This window comes from Frigoribacterium sp. PvP054 (genome assembly GCF_040547465.1).
Lineage (GTDB): Bacteria > Actinomycetota > Actinomycetes > Actinomycetales > Microbacteriaceae > Frigoribacterium.
In genome coordinates, this window is the sequence record NZ_JBEPPU010000007.1 from 153,794 (window position 1) to 162,269 (window position 8,476).

Here is an 8,476-nt window from a genome sequence, read left to right on the forward strand (position 1 = left end):
TTCACTTCCGGTCGCTGGCGGTGGGGTCGAGGGCGTCGCGCAGGGCGTCGCCGAACAGGTTGAAGCCCAGGCAGATCACGGCGATCGCGAGACCCGGCACGACGGCCGCGAACGGCGCCTTCGCCAGGTACTGCTGCGCGTCGCTCAGCATGATGCCCAGACTGGCCGTCGGCGGCTGGATGCCGAGCCCCAGGAACGACAGCAGGGCCTCGCCGATGACGGCGACCGGCATGATGACCGTCGCCTGCACGATGATCGCCGAGACGCAGTTGGGCAGCACGTGCTGGAAGATCACGCGGAGGCCCGTGGCGTCCATGGTCGTCGCGGCCAGCACGAAGTCGGTCGACTTGATCCGCAGCGTCTCGCCGCGCACCACCCGGATCATCGTCGGCACCTGCGCGATGCCGAGGGCGACGACGGCGTTGCCGAGGCTCGGACCGCTGATCGCGGCGAGCGCCACGGCGATGATCAGGAACGGGAAGGCCAGCATCACGTCGGTCAGCCGCGAGATGACGCCGTCGAGCCAGCGCCAGTAGCCGGCCAGCAGGCCGAGCGGCGTGCCCACCACGACGGCCAGGAGCACCGAGAGCACGCCCACCTGCAGCGAGACGCGGATGCCGTACACGGTGCGCGAGAGGATGTCGCGGCCGAGGTCGTCGGTGCCGAGGACGTAGCCGACCGTGCCGGGCACCTGGAAGGGCAGCTCGAAGTCCACCCGAGTCGGGTCGTAGGGAGCGATCAGCGGAGCGGCGAGCCCGGCGAGCAGGACGACGAGCAGCATCACGCCGCCCGCGATGCCGAGCCGGTTGTGCCGCAGCCCGCGCCAGACCCGGCCCCGGGCCGACCCGAGGCCCGCCCCCTGGGCGGTGGGTGTCTCGATGACGGTCACGATGCGCCTCCTACCCTGATGCGCGGGTTGATGACGGAGTACAGGACGTCCACCGCCAGGTTGATCACGATGTAGCCGACCGTGATGATCAGGACGACGGCCTGGATCACCGGGTAGTCGCGGGTGAAGACCGAGTCGAGGGTCAGCTTGCCGAAGCCCGGCAGCGCGAAGATCCGCTCGGTGACGACGGCACCCGAGATGAGGCCGCCGAGCTGCAGGCCGACGATCGTCACGACGACGATCATCGAGTTGCGCAGCCCGTAGCGCATCAGAACCCGGCCGCGGCCGAGGCCCTTGGCCCGGGCGGTGCGCACGTAGTCGGTCTTCATCGTCTCGATCATCGAGGCGCGGGTCTGCCGCATGATGACCGCGGCCAGGCTCGTGCCGAGGATCAACGCCGGCAGGGTCAGGTGGTAGAACGCGCTCGCCGGGTTCTCGGCGACCGGCACGTAACCCGACGCCGGGAAGAGGCCGAGGCCCGCCGCGAGCCAGAGGATCGCGAGGATGCCGAGCCAGAAGTTCGGCACCGACAACCCCACGAGGGCCGCGGCGTTGGCCATCCACTCGGGCCAACGACCGCGGTACCGCTCGGCGACGACGCCGAGCGCGACGCCCACGACGACGGCGACGGCGATCGCGTAGAGCGCCAGCCACAACGTGACCGGCAGGGTGGCACCGATCAGCTCGGTGACGGGCGTGCCGGTGCGGGTCGACTCGCCGAAGTCACCGCGGACGGAGTTGCCGACGAACCGGCCGTACTGCACGAGCAACGAGTCGTCGAGGCCGAGGTCGGCGCGGATCGCGGCCACGCGCTCGGGCGTCGCCTCTTCGCCGGCGAGCGCCAGGGCCGGGTCTCCGGGCAGTTGGCGGACGCCCCAGAACACGACGATCGAGGCGATCACCACCGTGACGGCCGACTGCCAGAGCCGGGTGAGCAGGTAACGGGTCATCGGGTCACTCCCCCTCGACGAACGCGGCGTCGCTGAGCCGCACGACGCCGTCGGCGTACGTGGACACTCCCGCCACCTCGGTCGTCAGCGCGGTCAGGCTTCGGGTGCGGTACAGGTAGATCAACGGTTCGTCCTCCTGCACCTGGGTCACGACCTCGCCGTACAGCGCGGCGCGCTCGTCGACGTCGATCGAGGCGGCGGCGTCGGCCAGCAGCTCGTCGACCCGGGCGTCGCTGTAGCCCGAGTAGTTGTTGCCGCCACCCGTCCGCAAGAAGTTGACCATGTTGCCGTTGGGGTCGACGCGGCCCGACCAGCCGAGCTGCAGGGCGTCGAAGTCGCCCCGCGACTGCACGTCGAGCAGGGTCGAGTACTCGACCGGCGTGATCGAGAGCCGGAACCCGCCGTCGGCGACCTGGGCCTGCAACGCCTGGGCGAGGCGCAGCGTGTCGGCGTTGTTGCTGACCTGCATCTCGATCTCGTAGGGCGTCGTCACGCCCGCCTCGGCGAGGAGGCGCTTCGCCCCTTCGGGGTCGTAGCCCGGGCAGTCGTCGCTGGCGGCCGTCGCGAACGGACTGGTCGGCGGGATCGGCGAGCAGGCGGTGTCGTTCCAGCCCCCGAACACGCTCTGCACGAGCGAGTCCCGGTCGATCGACATGGCGAGCGCCTGGCGCACGCGCACGTCGCTCGCCAACGGGGTGTCGATCTGCACCGGGTCGGTGCCGACGCCGTCCTGGTTGCCGATGTTCACCGTCAGCCCCTGGTAGCCGAACGAGCCGACCTGCAGCACGGTGACGCCGTCGTCGGCCATCAGCGCGTCGACGTCCATGGTCGACATCGAGTCGGCCACCTGCACGTCGCCGGCCCGGACGTTCGCGGCGCGGATGCTCGCGTCGGTGATGATGCGGTACGTGATCGTGTCGAGGTGCACGTCGTCGGCGTCGTAGTAGAGCGGGTCGCGCTCGACCGTGATCGACGTCTGCGGCACCCGGTCGACGAACTTGAACGGGCCGACGCAGACCGGGGCGTCACCGAAGTCGTCGCCCTCGGCCTCGAGCGCGGTCGGCGACATGATCATGCCCGCCCGGTCGGCCAGGGCCGCGGTCAACGGCGCGAAGGGACGCTCGTAGGTCAGCCGCACCGTGTCGTCGTCGAGCGCCTCGACGCCGGTCACCGGGCCGAGCTCGCTGGCCCGCGACGAGTCCGGCTTGTCGAGGTGCCGACGCAACGTCGTGACGACGGCCTCGGCGTCGAACGGGGTGCCGTCGGCGAAGACCGCGTCCGTGCGGAGGGGGATGTCCACCGTGAGCCCACCGTCCGACAGGCTCGGCAGCTCGGTCGCCAGGAACGGCACGAGGTCGCCCTCGGCGTCGATGTCGTAGAGCTTCTGGCACATCGTCTCCATGACGTAGCGCGTGTAGAGCGACGACGACGTGGTGGGGTCGAGGGCGTCCGGCTCCGCCGACAGCGCCATCACGAGGTCGCCGCCCTCGACGATCGTCTTGTCGCCGATCGGGGCGGTCGTGACGTCCTGTTTCACCGGCGGGTTCGTGCCGGCGGGTTGCTGCGGGACGCAGGCCGTGAGGGCGAGCGCCGCCGCGGCCGCAAGGGCCGGCAGCACGAGGGCCCGGCGGCGGGACGCGCCCGCGGGGCGGGATGCGCCCGCGGGGCGTGACGCACCGGCGGGGCGTGACGCACCGGCGGCGCGGGACGCGCTCGCGGGGCGTGACGCACCGGCGGCGCGGGACGCGCTCGCCGTGCGGGACGGGCGGGGTGGGCGGGCCATCGGGCCTCCGATGCTCGGGTGGTATCGGTCTCGTCGACGCGGATTGCATACAATCGCGCCGCACGCCCCAGTTTTGTATACGAATTGTTTCGCGCGGGTAAAACGTCTGCCGGGCACCCCGTCCCTGCCTCCGGACACGCTGATGCACCGCCATGTGAACGTCGCACCGCCCGATGCGGCGGTGCGACGTTCACCGGGCGGTGCGCAGAGGCAGTCCGATTCGCATGAGTTCCGCCTCGAGCAGCTCAGGGTGCACCAGCTCGTTCCAGACGGTGCGTCCGAACCCCCGGACCTCAGGGCGGACGCGGATGCGGTCCTCGCGGATCTTCTCGTCCACGACGACCTGTTCGGGTGCCCGTCCGCCGAGCCAACGGGCCTTCGTGTACTTGGACAGCCCGTCGAACTCGAGGACGATGCCGAACTCGGGCCACCAGAAATCGACCACGTCGCAGCCTCCGGCCCAAGGGAAAGCCCGCTGCAGCACGGGTGCCGGCGCTCCGAGCCGATCGAGCAGCACTCGGCACCACGACTCGCCGGCCGACTCGGCCCCTTCGTGAGCGAAGGCCAGTGCTCGTCGGGCGCCGGCCCGACCTCGAGCGGTCGGACGGGCGTCGAGGACGGCCTGCAGTTCGCCCCTCGACGCGGCTCCCTGATGGAGCACCCCGTCGAGCGCGACGACACCGTCCCGGAACGACGACGCGAGAGCGATGTCGACGGCGGTGCGGGCAGGCGAGGTGACCCGCAGGGAGTCGAGCACCCGCACGTCAGTGGAGTCCAGGGGCCCCGGGTGACGGACGACGCCAGGCGAGGTCTGGGTCGAACGCCGGAGGTGGTCGATGACGTGGACCTTGTCGGGCCATGTTCCGATGGTCGGCACGTCGAGGAGGGCAGCTGCCGACAGGTGCGACACCACGACTCGCTCGTCGAGTCGTCCTAGAGCAGCCCTGGTCCGCAGCACGTGCTGACGGCGGGGACTCAGCGCGCGCCACGCGCGAGCCTCGACGTAGGTGCCCAGGGCGAGCGGGACGTACTCGCCACGTCGCGCCCGTCGCCGCAGCGCCGCTCCCTCGCGACTGTGTGCCCCGACGGAGTCGACGCGGAACAGAGGAGGAAGGGGCACGAGGATCGGTTCGCTCACCCCGGCACTGTGCCCTAGATCACGTCGATGCCTCGAAAGTTGTCCACAGGCCGAGGCCGACACCGCCACATGAAGATCGCACCGCCACATTTGGCGGTGCGATGTTCACGTGACGGTGCGACCCGGAACTGGGCACGGCGGGCGGCGCGGGCCGCCCGGGCGGGGCTACTTGATGGCGGCGCGGATCTCGGCGGCGGCACCGGCGACGTCGTCGGCCGAGTAGATCGCGGCACCGGCGACGGCGACGTCGGCCCCGGCGTCCTGCACCGAACCGACGGACGACGCCTTCACGCCACCGGCCACCGAGAACGGGACGCCCGACGCCCTGCCGGCCTCGAGCAGCGTCTCGAACGTGAAGCCCTCTTCGGCCTGCTCGTCGAGCCCGGCGTGCATCTCGACGAACTCGGCGCCGAGCGCGACGACCTCCTTCGCGCGGGCGGCCTTGTCGTGCACGCCGATCAGGTCGACGACGATGCCCTTGCCGTGCTCCTTGGCGGCCTTGACCGCGCCGGCGATCGTGCTGTCGCCGGCGACGCCGAGCACGGTCACGAGGTCGGCGCCGGCCTTGAACGCCTCACCGGCCTCGAGCTCGCCGGCGTCCATCGTCTTGAGGTCGGCGAACACGATCTTGTCGGGGTGGGCGTCCTTGATCGCGGTGATGGCCCGGAAGCCCTCGGCCTTGATCAGCGGGGTGCCGAGCTCGATGATGTCGACGCTCGGGGCGGCGGCGGCCGCCAGTTCGAGGGCGGCGTCGGTGGTCAGGGTGTCCATGGCGAACTGGAGCTTCATGTCGTTCTTCTCTCTGTGGATCGGATGGTCGGGTCGGAAGGGTCAGGAGGCGCGGCACCCGTCAGGAGGCGCGGCACCGGTCAGGAGGCGCGGCGCGGCTACTCGAGGTTCGCGTGCCGCGGCCACAGCTCGTCGGCGTCGGCACCCGAGCGCTTCCACAGGGCGTGGAAGACGGCGTCGCCGAGCAGGACGACGGTCTGCTCGAACAGTCCGCCGGCGTACTGGGCCGACGCGGTGCCCGAGCGGTCCTGCTTGTCGGCCGCCGGAACGACGAGCACGGCCTCGGCCAGGTCGGCCAGGGGCGAGTCGGCCGCCGTGGTGATCGCGGCGACGCGGGCGCCGGCGTCGACGGCCGTGCGGGCCGCCGCGACGATGCCGGACGTGGTGCCCGAGCCGCTCGCGGTGAGCAGCACGTCACCGTCGGCGATGGCGGGCGTCGTGACCTCGCCGACGACGTGCACCTCGAGGCCGAGGTGCATCAGGCGCATGGCCGTCATGCGCAGGGCGAGGCCCGAGCGGCCGGCGCCGTGGACGAAGACCCGCTCGGCGTCGTCGACCAGGTCGGCGAACGCGTCGAGCTGGCCGGAGGCGTCGTCGTCGCCGGCGTCGGCGTCGAGCACGGCCGAGACGGCGGCGTCGACCTCGTCGGCCACGAGTTCGAGGGCGGTGGCGACCGAGCCCTGGTCGTCGGGGGGCGTGCTGTCTGTGTGGGTCACGCGTCCCACCTTGCTCGCCCCGCGCCTCCGGACGTCCAGGTTCGTCCCGGACGCCGTCGGCGGCCTGCGACCAGAAGGGGGGCCACCGCGCACCCGCACTGGGGGCAGCCCGGCGCGGACCCGCCTCCTAGCCTGGACCAGGGGGACGAGACACCGCGAGACACCCGAGGAGCACCACGTGACCAGGACGGTCGACACACCCGCGCACCCGACGCGCAGCTACGAACGACTGCGCCCAGCCATGCGCCTGTTCTACCTGTGGACGCTCTCGCGTTCGCGCCACGTGCCCTCGCCCCGCGGACGGCCCACCTACCGTTCGGACTCCCCCGACCCCGACACCGTGCTGCTGATCGGCACCGGCCCGACCCACGGCTTCGGCGTGACGAGCCACGAGCAGGCGCTCACCGGCCAGATCGCCAAGGAGACCTCGAAGGAGACCGGGCGCGCGTGCTCGGTCGACTACATCGGCGACGAGATGATGAACGCCGGGTCGGCCCGCTCGTGGATCGGCGACCACGACCTCAGCCTGTACGACACCGTCGTCGTGATGCTCGGGCTCAACGACGCGGTCATGCTGACCCCGCTCGACAGCTGGCAGCGCGACGTGTCGGCCCTCGTCACCGACCTCACCCGCCGGGTGCACCCCACCGCCCGCATCGTGCTGGTCGGCGTGCAGCCCGTGCGCTCGGTGACCCGGTTCGACAACCCGTTCGGCTCGGTCGCCGACCGGCACGCCGCCCGCATGAACGAGATCACCGAGCGGATCGCCTCGTCGCACCCGGCGACCTCGTACTTCCGCCTGCCCGCGGGCGAACTGCAGCCCGGACGCCCGCACGGCTGCGAGACGATGTACCGCCAGTGGGGCGCCGTGGTCGCCGACCGGGTCGCGCCGACGCTCGACGTGGTCCGTCGAGGCGAGACGGTCGAGCACATCGGACGCACCTCGGTCGCACCGGTCGTGCCCGAGCGGGTCGCCGCCCAGCTCGAGGGGGCGCGGCGCCTCGCGGCGTCGGTGGCCGCTCCGGCACCCGCCGTGGCACCCACGCCGTGGGCGGCCGCACCCGCGTCGCCGGCGGCGTCCGCGGCGTCCGCGGCGCCGCCGGTCGACCCGATCGCGGCCCGGCTCGAGCACGCCCGGGCCGAGGTCGCCCGACTCGAGCAGGCCAGGGCCGCGGCCGACCGTGCCGTGGCACCCGCGCCCGCCGTCGAGGGGCCCGCCGGCCCGACGACCGCACCGGCGCCCTCGACCGACGCCGCGCCTCCTGCCCTCTCGACCGACGCCGCGCCGGCGGCGCCCGTCACCGACGCTGCGCCGGCGGCCCGCCCGCGACGGGTGCTGCCCGAGCCGACCTTCGAGTGGTCCGGCGCCGAGAAGCTGGTCGAGCTCGCGAGCACCGGCGGCTCGGACACCCTGCAGGACCTGGCCCGCCGCGCCGAGAAGGAGTTCGGCGTCGACGTCGCCGTCGTCTCGCTGCTCGACGGCAAGAAGCTGTACTACGCCGTCAACACCGAGCTGCTGCCCGTGTCGATCCCGCGCGAGCTGACGTTCTGCGACGTGACCGTGGCCGCTGACGCCCCGGTCATCGTCGAGGACGCCCGCAAGGACGACCGCTTCAAGGACAACCCCTACCTCGACCTGAACCATGGCTACTTCTACGCGGGGCATCCGATCCACTCGTCGTCGGGCGAGGCGATCGGCACGTTCTGCCTGCACAACACGCGGCCCCGCAAGGCCAAGAGCGTGTCGAGCGAGAAGCTGGCCGAGTTCGCCCGCCTCGCCGAGCTCGAGCTGCAGAGCTACGAGACGGCCGAGGGCGGGCACGACCTGCCGCCGATGTACGAGACCCGGGAGGCGGCGGTCGCGGCGGCCCTGTCGGCTCGCGCTCCCCAGGCGGCCGCGCTGGCACAGGGCGTCGCCGACGCCGCGGTCGGCGTCTCGACGCCGGTCGCTGCCGAGGCGTCCGCCACCGTCGCTGCACCGGTCGCCGTCGCTGCACCGGTCGCCGTCGCTGCACCGGTCGCCCCCGCCGCACCCGCCCCCGCACGCGTCGGCCGCCACGCCGCGCCCTGACGCCGGCCCCCGGCGAGGGGGGGGGCCCCCCCCCGGGGGGGGGGGGGGGCCCCCCCCCCCCGGGGGGGGGGGCCCCGGGCGGGGGGGGGCGGCGGCCCCCGGGGGGGGCGCGCCCGCCGCCGGCGCGGGCCCCCGCCCCG

At 72.8% G+C, this 8,476-nt stretch carries 7 protein-coding genes; 1 reads left to right on the forward strand and 6 read right to left on the reverse strand.

The annotated features are described in order from the left end of the window. Window position 1 precedes the first annotated feature (1 nt). From ABID81_RS11035 to hxlB, 6 genes are all read right to left on the reverse strand, one after another. Window positions 2-889, reverse strand: a complete 888-nt coding sequence (locus ABID81_RS11035; RefSeq protein ID WP_354594857.1) for an ABC transporter permease — start codon at window positions 887-889, stop codon at window positions 2-4. Continuing rightward, window positions 886-1,839 carry an ABC transporter permease gene (locus tag ABID81_RS11040; RefSeq protein ID WP_354594858.1) on the reverse strand — a complete coding sequence of 318 codons (954 nt, stop codon included), beginning with the start codon at window positions 1,837-1,839 and terminating at the stop codon, window positions 886-888. The genes ABID81_RS11035 and ABID81_RS11040 overlap by 4 nt, the downstream gene beginning before the upstream one ends. 4 nt (window positions 1,840-1,843) lie before the next feature. Further along, window positions 1,844-3,622, reverse strand: a complete 1,779-nt coding sequence (locus ABID81_RS11045; RefSeq protein ID WP_354594859.1) for an ABC transporter substrate-binding protein — start codon at window positions 3,620-3,622, stop codon at window positions 1,844-1,846. 190 nt (window positions 3,623-3,812) lie between these two features. Then, window positions 3,813-4,760 (reverse strand): type IV toxin-antitoxin system AbiEi family antitoxin, encoded by a 948-nt coding sequence (locus ABID81_RS11050; RefSeq protein ID WP_354594860.1) that lies wholly within the window; start codon window positions 4,758-4,760, stop codon window positions 3,813-3,815. A gap of 165 nt (window positions 4,761-4,925) precedes the next feature. Next, the gene (gene hxlA / locus ABID81_RS11055; protein ID WP_354594861.1) at window positions 4,926-5,549 is read right to left on the reverse strand and encodes a 3-hexulose-6-phosphate synthase; all 624 of its coding nucleotides are present in this window, start codon (window positions 5,547-5,549) and stop codon (window positions 4,926-4,928) included. Window positions 5,550-5,647: 98 nt separating this feature from the next. Continuing rightward, window positions 5,648-6,265: a 6-phospho-3-hexuloisomerase gene (gene hxlB / locus ABID81_RS11060; RefSeq protein WP_354594862.1), complete on the reverse strand. Its 618-nt coding sequence runs from the start codon at window positions 6,263-6,265 to the stop codon at window positions 5,648-5,650. Between the two features lie 178 nt (window positions 6,266-6,443). Between hxlB and ABID81_RS11065 the strand changes: the two genes are divergently transcribed. Further along, on the forward strand, window positions 6,444-8,336 hold the full coding sequence (locus ABID81_RS11065; RefSeq protein WP_354594863.1) for a GAF domain-containing protein: 1,893 nt from the start codon (window positions 6,444-6,446) through the stop codon (window positions 8,334-8,336). The last annotated feature ends 140 nt before the right edge of the window (window positions 8,337-8,476 follow it).

Bases quoted from the DNA above. Each gene is read 5' to 3' on its own strand.
- ABID81_RS11040 (WP_354594858.1), bottom strand. From the start codon at position 1,839: ATGACCCGTTACCTGCTCACCCGGCTCTGGCAGTCGGCCGTCACGGTG.
- ABID81_RS11045 (WP_354594859.1), bottom strand. From the start codon at position 3,622: ATGGCCCGCCCACCCCGCCCGTCCCGCACGGCGAGCGCGTCCCGCGCC.
- hxlA (WP_354594861.1), bottom strand. From the start codon at position 5,549: ATGAAGCTCCAGTTCGCCATGGACACCCTGACCACCGACGCCGCCCTC.